At 36.5% G+C, this 21486-nt stretch carries 25 protein-coding genes; 9 read left to right on the top strand and 16 right to left on the bottom strand.

Annotated elements, in window-relative coordinates:
* Nucleotides 1-74 precede the first annotated feature (74 nt).
* The 4 genes from FHR29_RS26195 to gcvT all read left to right on the top strand — a co-directional run bounded on the left by FHR29_RS26195 (nucleotide 75) and on the right by gcvT (nucleotide 3118).
* The gene (locus tag FHR29_RS26195; RefSeq protein WP_021189168.1) at nucleotides 75-443 is read left to right on the top strand and encodes a DUF4359 domain-containing protein; all 369 of its coding nucleotides are present in this window, start codon (nucleotides 75-77) and stop codon (nucleotides 441-443) included.
* Between the two features lie 6 nt (nucleotides 444-449).
* A complete protein-coding gene (locus FHR29_RS26190; RefSeq protein ID WP_183918324.1) occupies nucleotides 450-1139 on the top strand; it encodes a pseudouridine synthase in 690 nt (229 codons plus the stop codon).
* A complete protein-coding gene (locus tag FHR29_RS26185; protein ID WP_132771723.1) occupies nucleotides 1136-1954 on the top strand; it encodes a DUF6929 family protein in 819 nt (272 codons plus the stop codon). Before FHR29_RS26190 ends, FHR29_RS26185 begins: the two co-directional genes overlap by 4 nt.
* An 84-nt stretch (nucleotides 1955-2038) precedes the next feature.
* On the top strand, nucleotides 2039-3118 hold the full coding sequence (gene gcvT, locus FHR29_RS26180; protein WP_183918386.1) for a glycine cleavage system aminomethyltransferase GcvT: 1080 nt from the start codon (nucleotides 2039-2041) through the stop codon (nucleotides 3116-3118).
* Nucleotides 3119-3155: 37 nt separating this feature from the next.
* Here the strand turns inward: gcvT and FHR29_RS26175 are convergent, their stop codons facing one another.
* From FHR29_RS26175 to surE, 10 genes are all read right to left on the bottom strand, one after another.
* The gene (locus FHR29_RS26175; protein WP_132771725.1) at nucleotides 3156-3377 is read right to left on the bottom strand and encodes a DUF6358 family protein; all 222 of its coding nucleotides are present in this window, start codon (nucleotides 3375-3377) and stop codon (nucleotides 3156-3158) included.
* Nucleotides 3378-3748: 371 nt separating this feature from the next.
* Entirely contained in the window at nucleotides 3749-4063 is a 315-nt protein-coding gene (locus FHR29_RS26170; RefSeq protein ID WP_021189171.1) for a rhodanese-like domain-containing protein, read from the bottom strand.
* Between the two features lie 50 nt (nucleotides 4064-4113).
* Nucleotides 4114-4611, bottom strand: coding sequence for a GNAT family N-acetyltransferase (locus tag FHR29_RS26165; RefSeq protein ID WP_183918322.1), 498 nt, complete (start codon nucleotides 4609-4611; stop codon nucleotides 4114-4116).
* A complete protein-coding gene (locus tag FHR29_RS26160; RefSeq protein WP_132771727.1) occupies nucleotides 4608-5177 on the bottom strand; it encodes a thiamine diphosphokinase in 570 nt (189 codons plus the stop codon). Before FHR29_RS26160 ends, FHR29_RS26165 begins: the two co-directional genes overlap by 4 nt.
* A gap of 5 nt (nucleotides 5178-5182) precedes the next feature.
* Nucleotides 5183-6373 carry a M20 family metallopeptidase gene (locus tag FHR29_RS26155; protein WP_183918320.1) on the bottom strand — a complete coding sequence of 397 codons (1191 nt, stop codon included), beginning with the start codon at nucleotides 6371-6373 and terminating at the stop codon, nucleotides 5183-5185.
* 10 nt (nucleotides 6374-6383) lie between these two features.
* A complete protein-coding gene (locus FHR29_RS26150; protein WP_021189175.1) occupies nucleotides 6384-6842 on the bottom strand; it encodes an SPOR domain-containing protein in 459 nt (152 codons plus the stop codon).
* 24 nt (nucleotides 6843-6866) lie between these two features.
* Nucleotides 6867-10163 carry a preprotein translocase subunit SecA gene (secA, locus tag FHR29_RS26145; protein WP_132771729.1) on the bottom strand — a complete coding sequence of 1099 codons (3297 nt, stop codon included), beginning with the start codon at nucleotides 10161-10163 and terminating at the stop codon, nucleotides 6867-6869.
* A 141-nt stretch (nucleotides 10164-10304) separates the two neighbouring features.
* On the bottom strand, nucleotides 10305-11177 hold the full coding sequence (locus tag FHR29_RS26140; protein WP_183918318.1) for a menaquinone biosynthesis family protein: 873 nt from the start codon (nucleotides 11175-11177) through the stop codon (nucleotides 10305-10307).
* On the bottom strand, nucleotides 11174-11434 hold the full coding sequence (locus FHR29_RS26135) for a hypothetical protein (RefSeq protein WP_132771731.1): 261 nt from the start codon (nucleotides 11432-11434) through the stop codon (nucleotides 11174-11176). The genes FHR29_RS26140 and FHR29_RS26135 overlap by 4 nt, the downstream gene beginning before the upstream one ends.
* Before the next feature lies 1 nt (nucleotide 11435).
* On the bottom strand, nucleotides 11436-12206 hold the full coding sequence (surE, locus tag FHR29_RS26130) for a 5'/3'-nucleotidase SurE (RefSeq protein WP_021189178.1): 771 nt from the start codon (nucleotides 12204-12206) through the stop codon (nucleotides 11436-11438).
* Between the two features lie 396 nt (nucleotides 12207-12602).
* On the opposite strand from surE, the gene FHR29_RS26125 reads away from it, so the two are divergent.
* The 4 genes from FHR29_RS26125 to FHR29_RS26110 all read left to right on the top strand — a co-directional run bounded on the left by FHR29_RS26125 (nucleotide 12603) and on the right by FHR29_RS26110 (nucleotide 16346).
* A complete protein-coding gene (locus tag FHR29_RS26125) occupies nucleotides 12603-13514 on the top strand; it encodes an AEC family transporter (RefSeq protein ID WP_183918316.1) in 912 nt (303 codons plus the stop codon).
* An 86-nt stretch (nucleotides 13515-13600) separates the two neighbouring features.
* On the top strand, nucleotides 13601-14446 hold the full coding sequence (gene kduI / locus FHR29_RS26120; protein ID WP_183918314.1) for a 5-dehydro-4-deoxy-D-glucuronate isomerase: 846 nt from the start codon (nucleotides 13601-13603) through the stop codon (nucleotides 14444-14446).
* 5 nt (nucleotides 14447-14451) lie between these two features.
* Nucleotides 14452-15576, top strand: coding sequence for a DUF4861 family protein (locus tag FHR29_RS26115; protein ID WP_183918312.1), 1125 nt, complete (start codon nucleotides 14452-14454; stop codon nucleotides 15574-15576).
* Complete coding sequence (locus tag FHR29_RS26110) at nucleotides 15576-16346, top strand: SDR family NAD(P)-dependent oxidoreductase (protein WP_221197954.1); 771 nt, start codon at nucleotides 15576-15578, stop codon at nucleotides 16344-16346. Before FHR29_RS26115 ends, FHR29_RS26110 begins: the two co-directional genes overlap by 1 nt.
* Nucleotides 16347-16384: 38 nt before the next feature.
* Here the strand turns inward: FHR29_RS26110 and FHR29_RS26105 are convergent, their stop codons facing one another.
* The 3 genes from FHR29_RS26105 to FHR29_RS26095 are packed head-to-tail and all read right to left on the bottom strand — an operon-like array spanning nucleotide 16385 to nucleotide 18718.
* A complete protein-coding gene (locus FHR29_RS26105; protein ID WP_207898713.1) occupies nucleotides 16385-17206 on the bottom strand; it encodes an SUMF1/EgtB/PvdO family nonheme iron enzyme in 822 nt (273 codons plus the stop codon).
* Entirely contained in the window at nucleotides 17203-17958 is a 756-nt protein-coding gene (locus FHR29_RS26100) for a hypothetical protein (RefSeq protein ID WP_183918310.1), read from the bottom strand. The genes FHR29_RS26105 and FHR29_RS26100 overlap by 4 nt, the downstream gene beginning before the upstream one ends.
* Nucleotide 17959: 1 nt before the next feature.
* A complete protein-coding gene (locus tag FHR29_RS26095) occupies nucleotides 17960-18718 on the bottom strand; it encodes a hypothetical protein (protein WP_183918308.1) in 759 nt (252 codons plus the stop codon).
* Nucleotides 18719-18890: 172 nt separating this feature from the next.
* Between FHR29_RS26095 and FHR29_RS26090 the strand changes: the two genes are divergently transcribed.
* Entirely contained in the window at nucleotides 18891-19412 is a 522-nt protein-coding gene (locus FHR29_RS26090) for a YegJ family protein (protein ID WP_183918306.1), read from the top strand.
* A gap of 37 nt (nucleotides 19413-19449) precedes the next feature.
* On the opposite strand, the gene nadD is transcribed toward FHR29_RS26090, so the two are convergent.
* Genes nadD through FHR29_RS26075 form a run of 3 tightly spaced genes read right to left on the bottom strand, consistent with a single transcriptional unit; the run spans nucleotide 19450 to nucleotide 21475 of the window.
* The gene (gene nadD, locus FHR29_RS26085; RefSeq protein WP_021190413.1) at nucleotides 19450-20025 is read right to left on the bottom strand and encodes a nicotinate (nicotinamide) nucleotide adenylyltransferase; all 576 of its coding nucleotides are present in this window, start codon (nucleotides 20023-20025) and stop codon (nucleotides 19450-19452) included.
* Nucleotides 20025-20597, bottom strand: a complete 573-nt coding sequence (gene gmk, locus FHR29_RS26080; protein WP_183918304.1) for a guanylate kinase — start codon at nucleotides 20595-20597, stop codon at nucleotides 20025-20027. The genes nadD and gmk overlap by 1 nt, the downstream gene beginning before the upstream one ends.
* Nucleotides 20598-20599: 2 nt before the next feature.
* Nucleotides 20600-21475, bottom strand: coding sequence for a YicC/YloC family endoribonuclease (locus FHR29_RS26075; RefSeq protein WP_132771739.1), 876 nt, complete (start codon nucleotides 21473-21475; stop codon nucleotides 20600-20602).
* Nucleotides 21476-21486 lie beyond the last annotated feature (11 nt).

The following is a 21486-nucleotide window of genomic DNA, read 5'->3' as shown; positions in this document are numbered from 1 at the left end:
AATGTATATAAAATCATAAAATAGCGTTTATATGGATGTATAAACGCTATTTTTGTATACACAATTTCTTAAAAATGAATAAAAAAAGAATTTTTGCTTTAGTAATCATTTTCATTGTTATTGCAGCAATATGGACAAATCCGAAAAAGGAACAACATGAACTTGTTGTGAAGGAAAAAGCTGAATATTTATTAAAAAATCAATTAGGTAAAAAAGAACAGAGCTTATTTGATATCGGCATGCAGTTATTCGGAAATAATGCAGTCGAAGATTTTGTTTCGAAGAACGTTCTCGTTGAAAACTTCTATCTTTTTTCATTAACAAAAATTAAATGGCAAGGTAAGGAGAACCCCATAGGTGTCGGTGCTTTTGGAAAAATATGGTTAAGCCCTAAGATTGACGAAAAAGCGACCGAAATAATCGATGCTATAAAGAACAATTAATCCAACATGTTAGAAATATTATATCAAGACGAAGATATCATTGCGATTAATAAACCACATGGTTTACTTGTACACCGTTCATCTATCGCGCGCGATGCTTCCGAATTTGCCCTTCAGCTCTTGCGTGATCAAATTAATCAAACGGTATACCCTGCACATCGCCTTGATCGAAAAACAGCTGGAATCCTCTTATTCTCTTTAAATAAGGATATGGATAAGGAATTGCAGCAGTTATTTCAGAACCAACAGGTCGATAAAAAATATCTAGCGATATTACGTGGCCATGCGCCCGAAGAGATGCACATTGACTATCCCCTGAAAAAAGATAACGGGGTAATACAGGAAGCACAGACCGATTTCAAAACAATCGCTCATACAGAACTTCCTTTTCCTTCAGGAAAATTTCCAACATCCCGCTATAGCTTAGTTGAAGCAAATCCTACAACAGGAAGGATGCATCAGTTAAGAAAGCACTTTGCACACATCTTCCACCCGATTATAGGTGATCGTCCTCATGGTTGTAATAAACAAAACAAGTTTTGGAAAGAGCATTTTGAAATGGACACCATGATGTTGCATGCCTCGGGAATAACATTTAAGCATCCCAAAACACAAAATAATATCATCATCAACGCAGGAATACAACCGGAATTTAAACGTGTCCTCGAGATCTTAAACATGGAGAACTCAATATGAAGAACATCATACTGGATTTTTTCCTAACCATCACCGGTATCAGTGCCGCGTCAGGGTTAGTACATCAAAATAATCACCTTTTTCTAATCGCTGATAACAGTCAATACTTGTACGACTTTGGACTAAATGACCGACTTCTAACAAGAATTCAACTTGACAAAAACACATCAGATCTAGAGAATATAGCGAAAGCTAGAAAACCAGATTTTGAATCCATAACTTTCGATCAGGATAAATATTATATTTATGGTTCAGGATCAACGCCAAACCGTAACCTTCGCATTACATACCAAAAAGAGGTTCTAACCGAAGATTTTTCCAAAATATATCATCGCTTACAGCAGAAATTTCTAGTCGATCAGGACAATTTTAATATTGAAGGTGTTATTCATACGGAAGATGAGATTTGGTTATTCAATAGAGGTAATGGTCAAAAAGCTCAAAACGGAATCTTCAAAATCAACAAGTTCAACACTGAAAAATCCAGTTTTGATGCGATCAAATTACCGCTCATAGATCAAGTACAAGCAGGTTTTACCGATGCCATTCTGGTTGGTGACTTCGTTTATTTCATTGCTGCGGCCGAAGCATCAAACTCAACTTATTTAGATGGGGAAATTGCGGGCACAATACTTGGAAAATTTAATCGTAAAAATTCTCAAAGTATTGAAACTATCCGTATTCCGGGAAAGCACAAATTTGAAGGCATTACCTTAAAAGAGCAATCAGAAGATCAGATCACTTTTTTTCTTTGCGAAGATAAAGATGATGATAAAATGGAAACCACGATTTATTCTTTGACAATCGATCAGTAAATCGATTGCATAAATGCTAATCTTTAGGCTAAAATCCATGTTTATTTTGTAAATTTGTAAATAAATAAAACTTATCGTATTATGATCAAAAATACTGCCCTTACGGATACGCATATCGCTTTAGGAGCGAAAATGGTACCTTTTGCAGGTTTCAATATGCCTGTTCAATATTCGGGCATCAATGATGAACACGAAACTGTTCGTACAGGTGTAGGTGTGTTTGACGTTAGTCACATGGGCGAATTCATTCTAAAAGGAGAAAAAGCGCTAGACCTTATTCAGATGGTGTCTTCAAATGACGCATCTAAATTATATGATGGTAAAATACAGTATGGTTATCTTCCAAATGAAACTGGAGGGATAGTAGATGACTTTTTAACTTACCGCATCGACGAAAACACATATTTCTTAGTTGTCAATGCTTCTAATATAGAGAAGGATTGGAACTGGATTTCCAAATACAATAGTTTTGGCGTTGATATGAAAAATATTTCAGACGAAACTTCACTATTTGCGGTACAAGGGCCTAAAGCTGCTGATGCTTTACAATCTTTGACAGATATTGAACTTGCATCTATGGAATACTACTCTTTTGCTAAAGGTACCTTTGCTGGAGTAGAAAATGTGCTGGTATCAGCTACAGGTTATACTGGTGCTGGTGGTTTTGAAATCTATGTTGCTAACGAAGATGCTCAAAAAGTTTGGGATGCTATATTTGAAGCTGGAGCAGCTTACGGTATTAAACCAATCGGTTTAGGCGCGCGTGATACGCTTCGTTTAGAAATGGGCTTCTGCTTATATGGCAATGATATTGATGATACAACTTCTCCTTTAGAAGGCGGTTTAGGATGGGTAACAAAATTCACGAAGGAATTTGTTAACTCGGCGAATCTAAAAGCGGAAAAAGAAGCTGGTATCAAGAAAAAACTAGTAGGATTTGAAATGATTGACCGTGGTATTGCACGTCATGATTACGAAATCGTAGATGCTGAAGGAAACAAAATTGGTCGTGTAACTTCAGGAACACAATCTCCAACATTGAAAAAATCAATCGGTTTAGGCTATGTAGATAATGCTTTCGCTAAAGAAGGCACTGAAATCTTCATCAGTATCCGTAACCAAAGTATAAAAGCAAAAGTGGTAAAACCACCATTTGTTAAGTAATAATAAAAAGGGGGCAATTGAAAAATTAGCCCCCTTTTTATTGCTTGTTCTTTTCTAATCTTCTTCGCTCTTCCTCTTTCTTTAAATCAATCCTAACTTTCTTAATAAGTACACGTTTAAAGAAAATAAAGACGACCAATAGCGCGATCGAAATACCACAGACCAAAATGTTTCCTGCTTCATAAGACTTATAGCCATAATAAACTGCACCTACTATCAGTAAGTTGATTAGAATATTTAAAATAAAATTTTTTGTCATAAGATTACTTTTTACCAATTACCTTCTCCCTAAATTTGAAGAAATAAAATAGACCCGCTACTATATTGAAAAATATAATAAATAAAGCCAAGAGCATCCGCTCTGTATTTGAAATTCGACCAGAAAAAATGATTTCTCTCAGTACCAATACGACCCAGATTAAAGAGAGTAACAAAGATATACTAAAGAGAATAGGAAAAATTTCAAAATAAAAGAATTTTGATATTATTGAAATGCAATAAAAAGCAAGACTAAACAAAAAAGCTTGTTTAGTCTGATGCTCTAAGTTTTTCATTAAATACGATTGTTTATTGTAAACCTATTCGGTTATTGATTATCGATATGAAAAGTATAACCTTGATGGATGTATATTAATAAACATCAATCTCAGGATCGATCTCCTCTTTCCAAGCAAGGATTCCGCCTTTTAAATTTGCTAAATTATCAAAACCTTGTTGCTCTAACATCATTACTGCTTGCGCAGAACGTTTTCCTGAACGGCATTGTACCACGACAGGTTTATCTTTAGCGATTTTATCTACTTCAATTAAGATTCCAGATAAAGGAATATTTAATCCTCCTAAATTAGAAACCTCATATTCAAATGATTCACGAACATCAATTAATTGAAAATCTTCGCCATTATCAATTTTTGATTTAAGCTCTTCTACTGTTACTTCTTTCATGATGATTACTATTTATATCAAATATACTACTTAATTACGAAAATAAACCGTTAAAGCGTGAGGTCTTTTTGCATAACATAATCATCCAAAATATAACCATAATAAGGGATGTCAACTACTTCCGTTACAACAAAACTCTGCTTTAAATAAAAATGATAAGCCGGATTACCCCGATTTACATTTAGCTCTAAAAGCTTTAGATCTCTTGATTTAGCCAGATCAGCTACAAAATTTAAGAACTTCGTTCCATAACCTTTTCCCTTATCTTCAGCTAACAGATAAAGTTTTTCTATTCTCAAAATCGATTGTTCCTTATTTTGAACAGCAACAAATCCTTTGGGCACAGCATCTTCATACAATAAATAAAAATCTTGACCACTGTCCATTAAAGCCTGAATAGCATCAACAGTGTAATTTTTATTCAACATAAAATCAATTTGTTCTTGCGTTAAAATAGCAGGATAAGTTTCATTATAACTTTGCTGTCCAATTTTACTAATAAATGCCGCTTCATCTTTTCCTGCGGATTTAATAATTACTGCGCTCATAATTTTTCTGTCAATAAACAATATTTTGGTGATGAAAATTCTAACCTAAAAAAACCATCTTGAATTGTTCTAAAGTGATTTTCTCCAATCGCTTGCAAACCACTTGTCTCCAAGTCATTCAGTACAGACCCTATAAAAAGCTCATCCCCAGCAGGCATCCATTTCTCAAATCCCGATTGAACAAAGATAGTTCTCGTTTCGTGATGCAACCATACAATATCAATCATTGGTGCAAAATATTCCAATACTGTCTGATCAAATCCAGATCCTAATATATTTACAGCTTTGTACCCCTCCTCAATAAGATAACTCAAAGCACTGGCTATAAAATTTTTTTCATAAATAACAGCCTTTACATGCTCCTGCGGGAAATCCATGAGCCCCGGAGTGAAGATGATATCGACCTTATAGGCTTGAGAAGTAACCGCTTCATAAGAGTTGACATCCGTAACGATCGTTGGAGACCATTCTAAAAGCTGTCCAACCAACTCTTTGTCAATACTATAAATATCCGTTATCAGTAGTGCCGGCTCTTGCCTTTCTCGAACAATATGATGTGACGACATAGACTTTACTGACCTAAACGTCTTAATGTCATATAAGCCATAAGACCAATGCTCAATTGTAATGCATCCTCATCAATATCAAAAGATGACGTATGAACAGCAGACTGGATATCCTTCGACTTATTTCCTGTCCCTAAACGGTAGAAGCAGGCATTTACTTCCTGCGAGTAATAGGAAAAATCTTCTGCCGCAGGCCAAAGATCTAAATCTAAAACATTTTCTTTACCGAGATATTCTTCAGCATAACCTCTTGCTGCTTTTGTCAGTTCAGGATTGTTAATTAAGAACGGGTATCCTTTACGTACATCAAAATCACAAACCGCACCCATACTCTCTGCAATACCTGTTGCCATTTTAACCATCTTTTCATGAGCCTCAGCGCGCCAATCTTCATCAAACGTACGAAAGGTTCCTTCAAGATAAACTTCGTCAGGAACGATGTTTGTAGCTCCATTTGCAATGATCTTTCCGAAAGAAAGAACTGTAGGGGTTCTTGGGTCGGCAAATCGGCTCGCAATCTGTTGCAGTGCCGTTATGATATGCGCTGTGATAACAATTGGATCAATATTTTGATGCGGATGGGCACCGTGACCTCCTTTACCTTTTACTGTCACAAAAAGTTCATCACAAGAAGCCATATACTTCCCCTCTCTAAAGCCAACTTTACCTGCCTCAATAAAAGGCATAACATGTTGACCTATAATGGCTGAAGGAATAGGATTTTCTAAAACTCCTTCTTTAATCATGAGGGATGCTCCACCCGGAAGACGTTCTTCTCCTGGTTGGAAAATCAATTTTACAACTCCTCCAAATTCCGATTTCAATGCGTGCAGTATTTTGGCCACACCTAACAAAGATGAGGTATGCACATCATGTCCACAGGCATGCATGACACCTGGATTTTGAGAACCGTAAGTCCTGCCTTCCACTTCTTGGATAGGCAAAGCGTCCATATCAGCGCGTAAAGCAATCACTTCATCAGAAACGATGTCACCCGTTAAATAGGCAACTACACCCGTATCAGCCATTTCTTCAAAGGGAATTCCAATAGCATTCAAAACAGACTTGACATATGCCGAAGTATTGTACTCTTCAAAAGAAAGTTCAGGGTGCTGATGAAGATGTCTCCTCATTTGAACTGTTTCTTGAAAAAACTGTTGGGCTAAGGCATTAACTTTATCTTTAATACTTGCCATTTTAATAAGATTATTGGTAAACAAAAACGTTTTCAGAGAATACGAAGACGTTCTTAAATTGTTGACGCAGCAAATTCATAAAATTATTTGCTTCAGATCGACTCCTAAAATCTCCTACTTTAACCCTATAATTAGGTTCATCGTAATTAATATAGGTATCAATATCTTTATACATATTTCTAAATCGCGCCTGCTCTGAGAAAGCACTGTTACGATCACTGCCTGCAAATATCTGAACCCTAAAACCACGAACCGTAGTACGCGTAGCCGCGCTTCTTACAGTCGGTTTAGTTGGTACAGCAACAGGTTTGCTTTCGACAGGATTGATACCCATATTTGCCCTAACGTGTTGTAATAGCGTAATTAATGTATCTTTTACGACAACTACATTTTCATTTTGTTGCGCCTTTACTTTCGAAAAAGTAAAAGCAACTAAAGCAAAAACAACTATCAATCCTCTCTTAAGCATTATTATATTTTTTTAAAACACTGCCTAGCTATTAACGCCGTGACAGTTTTTGTATTTCTTACCAGAACCACAAGGACAGTCATCATTGCGGCCAATTGCATTTTCATTGCGGATAGGCTGTGTAGGGCCCAAATCACGGGTATCTACATCCTCAGCACTTACTCCAATTGGAGATTCCAGCTCTGCTTTTGTCGCTTTAACCTGTACCGGAGCAGCTTGAACAGAACGTTCTGGAACACTTTGCATATTTTGTCCAGGGATCTCACCTTTAAAGATAAAGCTTACAATATCCTTATTCATGGTCGCCAGCATCGACTTAAATAAGTTGAATGCTTCCATTTTATAGATAATGATCGGATCCTTTTGTTCGTAAACAGCATTCTGAACAGATTGTTTTAAGTCATCCATTTCACGTAAATGCTCTTTCCAAGCTTCATCAATTAATGCTAAAACAATACCTTTTTCAAAAGATTTGAAAACTTCTCTTCCTTCTGTTTCTATTGCTTTCTTCAAATTTGTAGCAACTTGAATGCCACGAAGACCATCGGAGAAAGGAATAACAACATTTTCGACAACATTACCACGCTCTTCAAATACATTTTGCAATACTGGCATCGTATGTGCCGCTACCGTATTTAATTTAGTGTGGTACGCATTGATTATCTGATCAAACAAACGATCTGTTAACGCTTCGATCTTTAGACTTGTGAATTCTTCTTCCGAAATCTCTGGATTTACAGCAAATATACGGATTACTTCAATTTGAAAATCTTCATATGAACCGCCTTCTTTAGCATCAACAACAATTTCTTCAACAACATCAAAAATCATATTGTTCAAATCGACGTCTAAACGTTCTCCGAACAATGCATTCTTACGCTTTGTGTATATAACTGTACGCTGTGAGTTCATCACATCATCATACTCCAATAAACGCTTACGAATACCAAAGTTGTTTTCTTCTACTTTACGCTGTGCTCTTTCGATTGACTTTGTCAACATACTATGTTGCATCACTTCACCTTCTTCAACACCCATTTTAACCATGATGTTAGAGATACGCTCAGAAGCGAAAAGACGCATTAAGTTGTCTTCCAAAGAAACAAAGAACTGCGATGATCCCGGATCCCCTTGTCGACCAGCACGACCACGTAACTGACGGTCAACACGACGAGATTCGTGACGTTCTGTACCGATGATCGCTAAACCACCTGCAGCTTTCACCTCATCTGTTAATTTAATATCCGTACCACGACCAGCCATGTTTGTCGCAATAGTTACCTGTCCAGGTTGACCTGCTTCCGCAACAATATCGGCCTCTTTTTGGTGTAATTTTGCGTTTAAGACATTATGCTTTACTTTACGTAATTGAAGCATACGGCTTAATAATTCAGAGATCTCAACAGAAGTTGTACCGACCAACACAGGTCTTCCCGCTTCAGTTAACTTTTGGATTTCTTCCGCAACGGCATTATATTTTTCACGAGCAGTACGGTAAATAAAATCTTGACGGTCATCACGTAAAGCAACGCGGTTTGTAGGAATTTCTACAACGTCCAATTTATATATTTCCCAAAGCTCACCAGCCTCAGTAGAAGCTGTACCCGTCATACCCGCAAGTTTGTGGTACATACGGAAGTAATTTTGTAAGGTAATCGTCGCATAAGTCTGTGTAGCATCTTCTACTTTCACATTCTCTTTTGCTTCGATTGCCTGGTGTAATCCATCTGAGTAACGGCGACCATCCATGATACGTCCCGTTTGTTCATCTACTATTTTAACTTTGCCTTCGTCAACAATATATTCAACATCATTTTCAAATAAAGTATATGCCTTTAACAATTGATTGATTGAATGAATACGTTCAGCTTTGATAGAATAATCACGTAATAATTCCTCTTTACGAGCAGCTTTCTCCTCTAAAGGAATATCTGCTTTTTCGATATCCGCAATTTCAGAACCTACATCTGGCAAGATAAAGAATGAAGGATCTTCTCCCGAAGCAGTAATAAGCTCAATACCTTTTTCCGTTAATTCTACTTGATTATTTTTTTCATCAATTACAAAAAACAATTCAGCATCAGCTTTAGGCATATTTTTATTCTGCTCTTGCATATAGTAGTTTTCCACTTTTTGCAAAATCTGACGGTGATTATCTTCACTTAAGTATTTGATCAAAGCTTTATTTTTCGGCAAACCGCGATAAGCTCTAAATAATGCTAAACCACCTTTTTCTGGATCGATATCTCCAGCTTTTACAGCTTTCTTAGCTTCATTCAATACCGTATTGATATATGCTTTTTGTGCATTTACCAAACGTTCGATACGTGGTTTTAATTGGTAGAACTCATGTTGATCACCACGTGGGATAGGACCTGAAATAATCAATGGCGTACGCGCATCATCAATCAAAACTGAATCGACCTCATCCACCATTGCAAAATGTAACTTACCCTGTACCAAAGCATCGGGTGTCTGCGTCATGTTATCACGCAAATAATCGAAACCAAATTCATTATTCGTTCCGTAAACAATATCAGAAGCATAAGCTTTACGTCTTTGCGGCGAGTTTGGTTGGTGTTTATCAATACAATCTACGCTCAATCCATGAAATTCAAAGAGTGGTGCATTCCACTCCGAGTCACGACGTGCCAAATAATCATTCACTGTAACAATATGCACACCATTACCAGCTAATGCATTTAAATAAGTAGGAAGCGTTCCAACTAATGTTTTACCCTCACCAGTTGCCATTTGTGCAATTTTACCCTGATGCAAGACAACACCACCAATTAATTGCACATCATAATGCACCATGTTCCAAGTTACTTCAGTTCCTGCAGCTAACCATACATTTTTCCAAGTTGCCTGATTTCCTTCAATAACCACATTTTGCTTTTGCGCAGCAAGTTCTCTATCAAAATCTGTCGCAGTAACGACTAATTGTTTATTTTCTGCCAAACGTCTTGATGTTTCTTTTACCACAGCAAATGCTTCTGGTAAAATATCCATTAAAACCTCTTCTAATTTTTTATCACGGTCTTTCGATAATTTATCTACACTTTCGTATATCGCTGTCTTTTGTGACATGTCCAAATTATCATCTTCAGCTTCAGCCTTTAGAGTAGAAATCTCTTTATCAATATCTGCTAAATATCCTTTTATTCTATTTTTGAAATCAGCGGTTTTGCCACGCAATTCATCATCACTTAACGGCGAAAGTTGTTCGTACTCCGATTTGATTTTTTCTACAATTGGCTGGACCGCCTTAATATCTCGCTCGGATTTACTTCCAAATAATTTACTTAAAAATTTTAACATAATATTCTTTTCTATCTCAATTTATGACTTTCATTCAATAATGACTCCAAACTAAAATTGCAGACAAATTGACACTAATCGGGCAAATTTAGTTATTAGATATCATATCTAACACACTATATCTATATTTTTTACTATTTTTTATGACAAAAATAAATTCTTTTCCGTTTTAGGGATAAAGCCCATATCCTGAGCCTTCTTAAACATGATTTCAATCGCCGAACGCCCCTCTTTTCCAAGTTCTACAGAGTACTTATTGACATAAAGTTCAATGTGTTTATACATCACCTCGATGCTCATCTCCTGAGCATGCGATTTGATAAACTCGAGACCTGATGTCGGGTTTGCAAAAGCATATTCGACACTCGCTCTCAAAACGCGGTTCAATTTTTCTTTAATATCTTGAGGAATACTTCTTTTAACAACAATACCACCTAAAGGAATAGGACAATTTGTCGTTTTTTCCCAATAATCGCCCAAATCAACCACTTTAAATAAGCCCTTTTCCTGATAAGTAAAGCGGTTTTCATGGATGATCAATCCCAAATCTATATCGCCGGCTAACAAAGCACCTTCAATTTCTGAAAAAACAAGTTCCTTTTTATTTTTCAATTCAGGAAATGCCAAACCCAATAAAAAATTAGCTGTCGTATATTTCCCGGGATAACCGACCCGTAATTCTGCTAGTGCTTTCGTTAATACCGTTTTGGATGACAATATTTCTTGAAGCTCTTTAGCCAGCTCTTCATCTTTCGTAATTAACATGGGTCCTACTCCAAAACCTAATGCACTACCGGCGTCCAATAGCTCATAATCTTCAACAGCATAAGCAAAAGCGTGGTAACTTAATTTTGTGACGGCCAAGTCTCCCCTAAAGGCTTTTAAATTCAAGGTTTCGACATCTTCATATACAATGTCAAACTCTAGTCCTTCTGTATCTATTTTATGATGAATAAGTGCATCAAAAATAAACGTATCATTCGGGCATGGTGAAAAACCCAATGTCAATTTCATATGGATAATTTATGTGTAAGAATATAAAGTATGGTTGCTATAAATGTAGCGACCAAGACTCCTTTTGCTAAGGCACCTTTTTCTCCTTTAAACAAAAAACGTATAACCAATAAGTTGATAAATACCGCTATGGCATAAATTAACATCGGTTTTTCCGATATCGTTTTTTCAAAAAGCGTTGTATAGGTAGAAAGTAAATAAGCGATCATGGGTGCAATGGCACCCAACAAAATCCCTATGCCTAAATTGTTTTTCATATTAACTATCGAATCCCCAAGAATTTAATTCAGGAATAACATGATGGGCAGTCATATCAAACTGTGTGGGTACGATAGCAACATAACCTTTGCTTAATGCGTATGAATCAGTATCCTCTCCACGATCTTCCAACTCAAACCTGCCAGTCATCCAATAATAATCCCGATCTCTAGGATCGACACGCTCATCAAACTCTTCAACATAATGTCCACCTGCCTGACGACAGATCTTTATACCTTTGGCTTCATCTTTAGGAAAATTAACATTCAACAAAGAACCTTTTGGAAGACCATTTGCCAACACCTGCTTGGTGATTGATACCAGGTAGGATCTACAATGAGAAAAATCTGCATCGTAATCAAAATTATCTAAAGAAAATCCAATAGACGGAATTCCTTCTATTGCTCCCTCAACCGCAGCGGACATCGTTCCTGAATATAAAACATTGATCGAATGATTGAGCCCATGATTAATACCAGAGACACATACATCAGGCTTACGCCCCTTAAAGATCTTATTTACGGCCAATTTGACGCAATCTACCGGAGTTCCAGAACATTTATACATCTCAACCCCTTCATACAGATCAATACGGTCTAAACGCAAAGGTCGCCCGATCGTAATGGCATGTCCCATACCCGATTGCGGGCTATCGGGAGCAACGACCACCACATGGCCAATTTTTTGCATTTCTTCAATTAAAACTTTAATCCCTGGAGCTGTAATGCCATCATCATTCACAACCAAGATGGTTGGTTTCTTCTTTGTCATGATGCTAATTTAGGAAGAAAAAAAGAAAAGCGTTAGCTTTTAACCTATTGCTTTTTCTTTTTATACATTACAAAGACCTTAACTCATATTTTTTAAAGGACATCTGATGCAGATATAGGTATCTCATTAAATATTTTATGAGATTTATATCAGATATTATTTAGGTTTTATAAAGGGTTTCTATAGATTTACCTCTACGAACCCTCTAGAAACCCTCTATTACTCCTACAGTATCACTACATGAAATTATAATATGTTCAAAATATAATTGCCCTATATCTACCAGCAGAACTGCATTAAAAAAAGATGATTTTTATCCGATATATATTCTAAAAAATATAAAGTCAATTTCTCTTTTGAGTAACTTCGACCATTCATATCGTTTTCCAATTTAAAATGGTCAATTTTATACTTATTATATTCTGTGTCTGTGCTGGAATGCTATTTAAGCATTTTAGATTAATTCCTGAAAATGCTTCAAAAAGCATTAATATATGGGTTTTATATATCGCCTTACCTGCCGTATCTTTTAAATATATTCCCCAGATCACCTGGAGTACGCAACTTTTTTTCCCTGTCCTATCCCCTATACTTGTTGTTGCAGGGAGTTGGCTCTTTATGGAACTGTATTGTCGCTATAAAGGCTATAGTCAGCGATCAAGAAGTACGTTGGAATTGTCGTCGGCATACAGCAATACCTCTTTTATTGGTTTTCCTTTAATTATTGCCTATTATGGGGAGCAGAATCTAAGTATTGCTATTATTTGCGATCAGGTAAATTTCATGCTATTGTCTACCGTTGGGATTATTTGTGCCATCAAGGGAGACCGGAGCAATAATGAAGGGATTAAGGTTGGTGCCCTATTAATAAGACTTGTTACTTTTCCTCCTTTTATCGCCTGCATACTTGCCCTCGTATTGGCACAATACGTGGATTTGAGTATTACCGAACCATTTTTTGATAAGATCGCATCTACAGTAGCGCCCTTGGCATTATTTTCTGTGGGGTTGCAGTTGCAATTTAAAGGCATGAAGAGAGAGATTTCTCAAATTTCGATGACCTTATTGTATAAATTGATGTTAGCGCCTGCGATTGTTCTTATCGCCGCATTGTTACTCAATGTTAAGGGGGATATCGCCCGTGTGAGTATTATGGAAGCGGCTATGCCGACTTTAATTACAGCCAGTATGGTGGTACAACAATTTAGGCTAAACACGAAATTAATCAATCTCATTATTGGCATAGGAATTATCTTAAGTCTATTGACAACAGCCATCTGGTCTTATATAATTTCAATATTTATTTAAAGTCTCCGATATCGATTGCGAAGATTATTGTGGCTTATGATCTATTTATATGTTATTTTTAGCATGTTTCTTAAATACGCTAGAATATGAAAATGAATTATGAGTCGCGCTACGCAATTAGCCCAAATGAATGTAAAACACTTGATACAAAGTCTTTAAGAGAGAACTTTTTAATAGAAAATATTTTTGAAGCAGATCAGATACATTTTACTTACTCACACTATGATCGCTACATGGCTGGAGGTGCCATGCCGGTTGCTGAAAAAATAAAATTGGAAACGATTCCAGCATTGTTGAAAGAACCTTTCTTTCTCAGCAGAAGAGAGCTTGGAATTATTAATGTTGGTGGAGCTGGAAAAGTAGAAGTTGATGGTACCACCTACGAATTAGGCTACAAAGAGGCCTTATATATCGGAAAAGGTGTAGAAGATGTTTACTTCAATAGTAATGATCCCTCGAATCCAGCAAAATTCTATCTAAATTCAACTCCTGCTCACAATACCTTCCCCACAAAAAAAGTAACGAAAGAGTCGGCTAATAAAATTGAACTCGGATCTCTTGAGACAGCAAACCATAGAACAATCAATCAGATGTTACTGAATAAGATTGTTGATACCTGTCAACTTCAGATGGGTATGACAGAGCTAAAACCAGGATCTGTTTGGAATACGATGCCCGCACACACCCATGACCGTCGAATGGAAGTTTATTTCTACTTTGAAGTTCCCGAAGGTCAAGCGGTATCACATTTTATGGGTCCAGTAGATGAAACACGCCATATTTGGATGAAAAATGAACAAGCTGTGATTTCTCCCCCTTGGTCAATTCACGCTGGAGCAGGTACCAGTAACTATACTTTTATCTGGGGAATGGCAGGAGAAAACCTCGACTACGACGATATGGACAAATCTGCAATTACAGATTTAAAATAAATACTATGAAATCATTATTATCGGTGGCATTATTACTCGGTATTACATCTAGTTTATCTGCCCAAAATAAGAGCTCATTACTCATCCACAATACTTCTTCTTTTGAGAGAAAAGAAGTCGTGAGTATTCCTTACGAAAAATTTAAACAGCACTTTGAACTAAAAGACACCGTTTTTTCGATTTTGGAAGAAGAATCGAAAAAACCGGTCATCTATCAACTGGAAAAGCGCGGAAAATCAACACCTCAAAATGTACTGATTGCGGTTCACATTGCTCCGAAAGCAAAAATTGAACTTGCTGTTACCGACACTGCACCTGTAAAGACAGCAAGCAAAACATATGCGCGCTATGTTCCTGAACGAAAAGATGATTTTGCATGGGAAAACAATGTTGTAGCTTTTCGAGCATATGGTAAAGCTTTAGAAGGGACTTCTGAAGATGCACAAGGTTTTGATTTTTGGTCAAAACGGACTAACGATCTAATTATTGATGAGTGGTATAAAACAGGTGATTATCATGCCGATCATGGTAAAGGTCTCGACTATTATTCTGTAGGACAAACCCTTGGGGTAGGTGATATGGCACTATACTTTAATGGTCAAATTCAATACACAAAACACTACCGTCGATCAGAAGTCCTGGACAATGGTCCTATACGCAGTACTTTCAAATTAATTTATGAGCCTCAAGAAATAGAAGGTCAGATGATCAATATTGAAAAAGAGATATCAATTGATGCCGAAAGTCAGTTAAGTAGAATTAATGTGAATATGCATAATGCAACCGCTGCTGAGACACCTATCGTATTGGGTATCGCCAAGCGAAAAGAAGCAAATCCTAATTACACGATTTATAAAAGAGAAAACTTCTTTGCTTACTGGGAACCAGAGAATAAAGGCAATATTACGGGAACAGCGATCATTTTACCACATGTAAAGAAAGATTTTATTGATACTCCAACTCAATTTTTATGGAATATAGCGGCTAAAAATAATCAGACCCTGACTTATTATATTGGCGCAGCCTTCAACAAAGCCGGAAAAATTGAAAATATGGATGCCTGGAAAGCTTATTTGCAACAAGCATCAGAACAAATACAAAAACCATTAACCATTAGCTATAAAAAATAATGTCCATACTACAATCATTTGATTTAACAGGTAAAATAGCCCTTGTGACAGGTTGCAAAAGAGGAATTGGCAAAGCTATGGCCGAGGCATTAGCTGAGGCTGGAGCAGATATAATTGGTGTATCTGCAACATTAGAACTAGAAAATTCTGCTGTTCAAAAATCTATTGAATCTTTAGGTAGAAAATTCCATGCGTATCAATGTGATTTTTCAAAGCGAAATGACTTGTATGCATTTATTACTAAGGTAAAAGAACAACATCCTGTCATTGATATATTAGTCAACAATGCTGGTAATATCTTACGCAAACCCGCAGCAGAACATCCGGATGAGTATTGGGATGAAATTATCGAGATCAATCAAAATGCTCAGTTTATCTTAACCAGAGAAATAGGTAAAGACATGATTTCACGTGGAACAGGAAAGGTCATATTTACAGCATCTTTACTCTCTTTTCAAGGCGGAATCAATGTACCTGGATATGCGGCTTCTAAAGGTGCGATTGCATCGCTCACGAAAGCTTTTGCAAATGAATGGGCCTCCAAAGGTGTCAATGTGAATGCTATTGCTCCGGGATATATTGCAACAGATAATACTGAGGCATTGCGCGATGATCCGGAGCGTTCTGCTTCTATCTTAGGTCGAATTCCTGCCGCAAGATGGGGACAACCTCAAGACTTCAAAGGACCTATATTATTTCTGAGCTCTGAAGCGTCTAACTACGTTCATGGAACAATTCTAACCGTAGATGGTGGCTGGATGGGTAGATAACAAATAGATGTAGAGAGATTTGTTTTTATTAGATCTCTCTACATTTTCTTGACTACTCGAAAGCCAAGATTACTAAAAGATGCATTTGGATTGACCGAACCTATGTATTGCGAATTAAAGGATGCGCAACTATTTTTACTACACCACCACGATCCCCCGCGTGCATGGGCAACTTTCCTACCTTTATCACGTTCTAATGCGCCTTCACAAAATTCAAACACATTACCATATACATCATATAAACCTAAAGGATTTGCTTTAAATGTTTTAATCGGTGATGTATAGAGATAACCATCCGTGGTATCGGCTACCAAATGATTTCTACCATGCCATATATTGGCATAATTGATGATTTTTTCTAAATCTACCCCTTCAAAATACTTTGTCTCCGAACCGGCTCTTGAAGCTACTTCCCATTCATCCAATGAGGGTAAACGAACCCCTGCCCATTCGCAGTAAGCGACTGCATCCCGATAGGATATACAGGTAACAGGATGATTCATTTTATCTTTAATCCCGCCTCTACTTATTCCGTTTGGAAACCGCCAATATGCCGTACTATCCTGTATCCATCGAAATTCTTCTAATCCGGGTTCAAAGACCATTGCATTACGAAATCGTTCTGCCAATGTGACATAATGCGTAGCAGAAACAAATGCAGCAAATGCTTCATTTGTTAATTCGGCTTCAGCAATAGCAAAAGCTGGAATTGAAACGGATCTTTTAGGGTTATCCAAACTGATTGTATCACCTAAAATATAAGTACCTGCCTCCACCGCAATAAACTTTTGTTCTTGGGCAAAAGAAGTATTCATGTATAAAAAAAATCCAATCAATAATATCCGAATGCTCTTCATCATTTTGAAATTTTCTGATTATAATAGTCCTGTGCCGTAGATAAGAGAAATTGTTCGTTTGCTGTATTGAAACGAACTGATGTCATATAATTAGCATCGCCCAAATACAATTTTCCATACATCTTAGATTTCAGGTAAGGCGTGTACTGTTCTTTTTTTAATATTAAAGATAATACCGTCAAAACATCCCTATCTTTCCTATTTGTTTGATAATAGCGAATCATAGCCGGGATACTTTCCCATGCAGAAATTTCGACAAGGGCCGATTTTAAATTGACACCCATATGTTTCTTTACAGCTATGGTTTCAAAAATCAATGTCTGTACTGTATCGCGATTCTGTTTGAGAAATTTATATTGATCCGCGCTCCAGTCGACTCCTGAAAGACGAAAGGTAAGTAACCCAAAGATCTTTTGATCTTCACCCCGACTTGTCATATCATCTATACAAGCCTGACTATATACTTCTGGATGAATCATAACATAGGTAAACTGTTCTTTTAAATTCAATCGCTTAAATTCGTCCTTAGAAATAGCCGCGATGTAATCTGCAATCATGCCATCATCTTCTGGTTCTTTAATTTTTTTGATTAAAGATTCAACTTTTCTCAAACCAAACTCAGGTTTTGTCTCCTGCTCGCGGTATGCCCTATAGTTTCGATCAGCCTGCGTCGGTTCAACATAAACATGCTCTTGTGCAACTAATGTTGTACATAGACAAATCATAAAGAGACTTACACTAATTATTCGCTTCATATTATTTCTTTTTTACTTTGTAGTAACGATTTGCCCGCTCACAAATTAAATCCTCATTTGCTTTATTATAGTTCAAGTAGGCATAATAACCAGCATCTGTACCATACAATTTCTGATAGGATACTGAATTGAGGAATTCTTCATATTCGCCACGTTTCATTAATAGCATCAGTAAGGTTAGTGCATCTTTATCCTTTGGTGTATTTTTAACATACGTAATGATAAAAGGAATCATGTTCCAAGCATTCATTTCTAAAATTGCTTCTTTGTAGTTAATGCCCATCCATTTGCTCCGTCCAACTGATTCTTGAATGAGTTTCAATACCGAGTCTCGATTTTCAAGAAGAAAGTCAGCTTGTCTCTGGCTCCAGCTCGCCTCATTAAATCCCGTCTCAAGCTGTCCGAAAATGCGTTTCTGAAGATCATTTTGATATTCTGGAATAGCACAATTCTGTTGAGAAAGTTCTGCATGGATCATTACATAAGTAAATTTCTCTCTTAGGCTCAGTCCATTAAACTGCGAAGCACTTATCGCCTCAAAACCTCCATCAGAGCTTCCTTCTGGATCTTCTTTAAATGTAATATTTGATATTAACGTCTTGATTTTCGTCAATCCGTACGGCGGTATAGTCATTTTAGTGCGCAATTCGTATCCTTTTTCATCCCTAGTATAAGAACTTCCATCATCCTCGTTCGTCTGAGCAAATGATTTTATAAAGCCTGAAAAAAGCAGAATCAATAATATTAAATGATGCTTCATTGTTTTAATAAAAGTTAGTCCAGTTGTCCATTTAAAATTTATTGAAGATATGAATAAACTGTTATATAAAAATACAGAACATAGTACTAGTCATTTCTCTTCTATTTGCAGTAAATACTAAATTATGATTATCTTAAAATAATATTTCTAAGCTAATACAAATAAACAAACAATGCTACATTCAAAAAACAGTCCAATTTCCAAGTTATTTTTTTTATTACTCGTATCGTTCTCATTTATTTCGTGCCAGAACACGATTAAAGACAAGATAAAGAATGATGATGTCATCGAATTCAATGGTGATGATCAAGCCATGAACCAGGCCATTCTCGAAGCAAATAAAACGTTTCAGAATTTTGAAACTTCTTTTAAAAATCCCGAGGAAGGATACGAGAGTTTTGCTATCAAAGTAAGATTCGATACAGAAGATGGGGGTGGTGAACATATCTGGGTGGGTAATCTAACCTCAGATGGCAAATCATATCGTGGTACCGTTAATAATGAACCGCAACTAACTAAGGTTGTAAAATATGGTGATCAAGTAACAATAGATCCGCAACGGATCTCTGATTGGATGTATCTAGATAAAGGGGTCCTAAAAGGTGGATATACCATCCGTGTTATGAAAAAGAACCTATCTGAAGAAGAAAAAAAGGCTTTTGATCAGGAAGTTGGATTTATTATAGAAGATTGAAGTTCATAAAAAAGGCGAAACTTAAGTTTCGCCTTTTTTATGAATATAGTCCTTTTTTTTCGATAAACTCAATGACTTTATCCGGAGTATAGAATTTGATATTGCTTCCCTCCTTCACCGCTTGTCGAAGAAAGGTAGAAGACAATTCCATCATCGGTGTTTGTGTTAGGGTTATTGACGGATGTTCTTTCATTGTACCGCCATTATATCCAGGTCTTGGATAAACATAGATATGATAATCCCGTAAAATAATATCGTGATTCTTCCACTTTGAAAATGTCTCTAAAATATCTTCACCCATAATTAAAACAAATTCATGCGTGGGATATTTTTCTGCCAGATGTGTTAAAGTATCGATGGTATACGAGGGTTGCGGTAAACTAAATTCAATGGAACTTGCCTTTAAATTCTCGGTCTCTTCAATTGCCAGATTAACCATCTCTAAACGGTCGTACATATTACCTAGGCTCTCTTTCTTTTTAAATGGATTTTGTGGGGATACCACAAACCAAACTTCGTCCAGCTCAGTATAGTTGGCCATATAATTGGCAATAATCAAATGCCCAACATGAACTGGATTAAAAGACCCGAAGAATAATCCGACTTTAGCCATTACTTTTTATTCAGAAAGTCCATTACCAATTTCTCTGCTTCCTCAACAGCAACATCCAAATCATAATTTTTTAAAATCACATCAAACTTATCTGCATAGGATAATTCGGATTCAGCTTTTGCAAAACGTTCCTGCAATTTTTCTTCAGAGTCTGTTCCTCTACCACGCAGGCGTGCTTTTAAAACTTCTAAGGAAGGAGGTTGCACAAAAATAGATAAGGCTTCGTCTGGAAACTTTGAACGTAAACGAAGTCCTCCAATCACATCAATATCAAAAATAACATGTTTACCCTGTGCCCAGATACGTTCTACTTCAGAACGTAATGTTCCATAAAATGTACCTGAATATACTTCTTCGAATTCGATGAACTCTTGTTTCGCAATCTTATGTAGAAAGTCTTCTTTTGATATAAAGTAATAATCTTTGCCATCTATTTCTTCACCGCGCGGTTCGCGTGTACTAGCAGAAATAGAAAACTCCAACTTATCACCATGTTTACTTAATAGATTCTTTACGATTGTTGTTTTACCTGCTCCTGATGGTGCCGAGAATATAATTAACTTACCTGCCATTCCTATAATACGTTGAGCAATTGCTCTTTAATTTTTTCTAATTCTTCTTTCATTTTTACCACGATCTGCTGAATACCAGCGTGGTTGGCTTTTGATCCTAGCGTATTGATCTCTCTACCCATTTCTTGAGAAATAAATCCTAATTTCTTACCATTAGAATCAGATGCTTTCAAAGCTTTTTGAAAATAGGTACAGTGAGAGCGTAGACGAACTTTCTCTTCTGTTATATCTAATTTGTCGATATAATAGATCAATTCTTGTTCGAAACGGTTTTTATCAACGTTTTCCTTACCTACAGTTTCCTCCAGATAATGGCCTATACGTTCGCGTATTAAAGGAATACGGTCCATTTCAACAGCTTCGACTTCTGTTAAATAAGTTAAGATCAATTCAACACGATCAGTCAGGTCCTGCGAAAGAACTGCTCCTTCATCTGCTCTGAAAATATTAAATTGCTCTACTGCCGCGTAAAATGCTTCTAATAATAATCGTGATTCTTCTTCATCAACTTCATTATCATTATTAGCAATTACTTCGGGCATATTAAGAGCCAATTCGAAAAGAGAAACTTGTTTATCTCCCAGTTCAAAAGCAATTTGTTGTAATTGAGTATAGTATTTTTTTAGCAAATCTGCATTAATTGTCGATGCTTTTGCCGTTTGATCAGAATATTCAACGTTTACAGAAAGGTTCACCTTACCTCTTTCAATAAGTTTACTGCACTCTGTACGTAAAGTCAATTCCTTGTCCGAAACTGCTTTTGGTAAACGCAGATTTAATTCAAGAAATTTAGAATTCAAGGATTTAATCTCGACGCTGTACTTAACTTTTCCATTGTCTTTTACAGCTGTGCCGTATCCTGTCATTGATTTTATCATATGCAAAGGTA

Source organism: Sphingobacterium sp. JUb56 (genome assembly GCF_014191365.1).
GTDB lineage: Bacteria > Bacteroidota > Bacteroidia > Sphingobacteriales > Sphingobacteriaceae > Sphingobacterium > Sphingobacterium anhuiense.
This window is presented reverse-complemented; position numbering and strand designations above follow the sequence as displayed.

What these genes read in the sequence shown, in the direction of transcription:
- FHR29_RS26100 (WP_183918310.1), bottom strand. Translation starts at nt 17,958, where the DNA reads ATGAAGCGAATAATTAGTGTAAGTCTCTTTATGATTTGTCTATGTACA.
- FHR29_RS26115 (WP_183918312.1), top strand. Translation starts at nt 14,452, where the DNA reads ATGAAATCATTATTATCGGTGGCATTATTACTCGGTATTACATCTAGT.
- nadD (WP_021190413.1), bottom strand. Translation starts at nt 20,025, where the DNA reads ATGGCTAAAGTCGGATTATTCTTCGGGTCTTTTAATCCAGTTCATGTT.
- FHR29_RS26190 (WP_183918324.1), top strand. Translation starts at nt 450, where the DNA reads ATGTTAGAAATATTATATCAAGACGAAGATATCATTGCGATTAATAAA.
- FHR29_RS26090 (WP_183918306.1), top strand. Translation starts at nt 18,891, where the DNA reads ATGCTACATTCAAAAAACAGTCCAATTTCCAAGTTATTTTTTTTATTA.
- FHR29_RS26075 (WP_132771739.1), bottom strand. Translation starts at nt 21,475, where the DNA reads ATGATAAAATCAATGACAGGATACGGCACAGCTGTAAAAGACAATGGA.
- FHR29_RS26110 (WP_221197954.1), top strand. Translation starts at nt 15,576, where the DNA reads ATGTCCATACTACAATCATTTGATTTAACAGGTAAAATAGCCCTTGTG.
- FHR29_RS26105 (WP_207898713.1), bottom strand. Translation starts at nt 17,206, where the DNA reads ATGATGAAGAGCATTCGGATATTATTGATTGGATTTTTTTTATACATG.
- FHR29_RS26140 (WP_183918318.1), bottom strand. Translation starts at nt 11,177, where the DNA reads ATGAAATTGACATTGGGTTTTTCACCATGCCCGAATGATACGTTTATT.
- FHR29_RS26195 (WP_021189168.1), top strand. Translation starts at nt 75, where the DNA reads ATGAATAAAAAAAGAATTTTTGCTTTAGTAATCATTTTCATTGTTATT.
- FHR29_RS26170 (WP_021189171.1), bottom strand. Translation starts at nt 4,063, where the DNA reads ATGAAAGAAGTAACAGTAGAAGAGCTTAAATCAAAAATTGATAATGGC.
- FHR29_RS26185 (WP_132771723.1), top strand. Translation starts at nt 1,136, where the DNA reads ATGAAGAACATCATACTGGATTTTTTCCTAACCATCACCGGTATCAGT.
- FHR29_RS26095 (WP_183918308.1), bottom strand. Translation starts at nt 18,718, where the DNA reads ATGAAGCATCATTTAATATTATTGATTCTGCTTTTTTCAGGCTTTATA.
- FHR29_RS26160 (WP_132771727.1), bottom strand. Translation starts at nt 5,177, where the DNA reads ATGTCGTCACATCATATTGTTCGAGAAAGGCAAGAGCCGGCACTACTG.
- FHR29_RS26165 (WP_183918322.1), bottom strand. Translation starts at nt 4,611, where the DNA reads ATGAGCGCAGTAATTATTAAATCCGCAGGAAAAGATGAAGCGGCATTT.
- FHR29_RS26125 (WP_183918316.1), top strand. Translation starts at nt 12,603, where the DNA reads ATGGTCAATTTTATACTTATTATATTCTGTGTCTGTGCTGGAATGCTA.
- FHR29_RS26135 (WP_132771731.1), bottom strand. Translation starts at nt 11,434, where the DNA reads ATGAAAAACAATTTAGGCATAGGGATTTTGTTGGGTGCCATTGCACCC.
- FHR29_RS26175 (WP_132771725.1), bottom strand. Translation starts at nt 3,377, where the DNA reads ATGACAAAAAATTTTATTTTAAATATTCTAATCAACTTACTGATAGTA.
- gmk (WP_183918304.1), bottom strand. Translation starts at nt 20,597, where the DNA reads ATGGCAGGTAAGTTAATTATATTCTCGGCACCATCAGGAGCAGGTAAA.
- FHR29_RS26155 (WP_183918320.1), bottom strand. Translation starts at nt 6,373, where the DNA reads ATGGCAAGTATTAAAGATAAAGTTAATGCCTTAGCCCAACAGTTTTTT.
- secA (WP_132771729.1), bottom strand. Translation starts at nt 10,163, where the DNA reads ATGTTAAAATTTTTAAGTAAATTATTTGGAAGTAAATCCGAGCGAGAT.
- surE (WP_021189178.1), bottom strand. Translation starts at nt 12,206, where the DNA reads ATGACAAAGAAGAAACCAACCATCTTGGTTGTGAATGATGATGGCATT.
- kduI (WP_183918314.1), top strand. Translation starts at nt 13,601, where the DNA reads ATGAAAATGAATTATGAGTCGCGCTACGCAATTAGCCCAAATGAATGT.
- FHR29_RS26150 (WP_021189175.1), bottom strand. Translation starts at nt 6,842, where the DNA reads ATGCTTAAGAGAGGATTGATAGTTGTTTTTGCTTTAGTTGCTTTTACT.